Origin of the sequence: Tenacibaculum sp. FZY0031 (assembly GCF_036350695.1) — a bacterium.
Lineage (GTDB): Bacteria > Bacteroidota > Bacteroidia > Flavobacteriales > Flavobacteriaceae > Polaribacter.
In genome coordinates this window covers 1-1,895 of sequence record NZ_JAZDVY010000020.1, presented here as the reverse complement: position 1 = coordinate 1,895, position 1,895 = coordinate 1, and the positions used below count along the sequence as shown (strand labels likewise).

The window sequence follows — 1,895 nt, the reverse complement described above, 5'->3', positions numbered from 1 at the left end:
TACACTATAAAGACTATGCAGAATGGCAACAGAGCGAGGTTCACAAAGAACAACAAGCAAAAGACAAGGAGTATTGGTTGTCGTTATATTCAGAAGAAGTAAGTGTTTTAAACTTGCCGTATGATTATGATAGACCTCAGGTAAAAGAAACTTTAGGCTCTCATGTATCCATAGACTTAAGTGCATCACAGTTATCAGGATTGCGTTCTTTAAGCTTAGCAGAAGATAGTACGATTTATATGATTATGCTATCACTTTATAAGATACTGCTAAGTAAGCTAAGCAATCAAGAGGATGTTATAGTTGGAACGCCTACCTCAGGAAGAAGCAATGCGTCTGTAGAGCAAATGGTAGGGATGTTTGTCAATACCTTGGCACTTCGCAGTGCCCCAAGTGGAGAAAAACGTTATGTAGATTACTTATCGGAAGTAAAGGAATTGGTTTTATCGAGTTTTGAGCACGAAGGGTACCAGTATGAAGATTTGATCGATAGCTTATCAATAGAGCGCGATACAAGCCGCAATCCTTTGTTTGATGTAATGTTCTCTTACTTTAAAGGAGAAAATTTAGAAGCTAAAACATTAAACACTCTAATCAGCTCTTATGAAGCTCCAGAACGAGCTGTGGTTTCGAAGTTTGATATGACAATGGTTGTTGTAGATAGTTCAGAAGGCATGAGTGTTACATTAAACTACAGTACAGGCTTGTTTACCGAGTTAAGGGCAAAACAATTCTTAGGTTATTTCGAGCGTTTAATAAACGCAGTCCTCTTAAATTTAAACGTTGCTATAGGTAGTATAGGTTTATTGAATAAAGAAGAGGAAGAATATCAAGTATCAGCACTGAAAGGCGACTTTATAGGATACGAAAGTACGATGACATTTTTAGATTTGTTCCGTACACAAGTAGCTAATCATCCTGAAAGGAAAGCAATAGTAATAGACGAAGAAACACTAAGTTACTCAGAGTTAGATAGGCTTTCAGATACAATGGCAAGCTATTTAATAAAACGAGAAGGACTCACAGCAGGGAAGAGTGTAGGAGTATCACTAGCTCGTGGAAGTTGGCTCATTGTAAGTTCGTTATCAATTTTAAAAGCAGGAGGCGTTTATGTTCCAGTAGACCCATCACTTCCAGAGCAACGTAAATCCTATATTGCTAAAGACAGTGGTTGTCGTGTTTTAATAGATGAGGAATATATAAGAAAATATAAAGCAGTAGGCAACTTAGAAGAAACGGTTGGAGCTGGTTTTATAGAACCTTTAGTAAAAGAAGAGGATATAGCCTATATCATTTATACCTCAGGCTCAACAGGGAAGCCTAAGGGAGTAAAAGTCAGCCATGGAAACTTATTACATTTATGTATTTGGTTTAAGGGGTATTATGAATTGAACAAAGAAACACGAAGTACCTTGTATTCAGGTATTGGTTTTGATGCATCGATATTCGAGATTTATCCACAGCTTTCAAGTGGATCAAGTATTTACCCTATAAACAGAGACTCTATTCGTTTGGATGCAGATCGTTTATACGACTTTTTACAAGAGCATAAGATTAGTCATAGTTTCTTACCAACAGTAATGTGTCATGAATTTATAGATAAAGAAAAGAGACTAGAGAATATAAAAATTCTTACGGGAGGAGAAGCGTTGAATTTACAAAAAGAGGCCTGTTTTAAACTATATAATAATTACGGACCTACAGAAGCTACAGTAGTAGCTACCAATTACGCTTTACAAGATGGAGATATAGGAAAGATATCGATAGGAAAAGGAATACCAAATTCAGAAATTTACCTACTAGACCCTTATGGGAATGTGGTTCCACAAGGAGTTGTAGGAGAACTTTATATAGGAGGCTTAGGAGTTGCTAAAGGGTATGTAAACAGGCCAGAG

General features: G+C 36.7%; 1 protein-coding gene. It reads left to right on the top strand.

The genetic code is table 11. The features are described from left to right. On the top strand, window positions 1-1,895 hold a 1,895-nt coding region (locus tag V1T75_RS16360), incomplete at both ends, for a non-ribosomal peptide synthetase (RefSeq protein WP_330489561.1).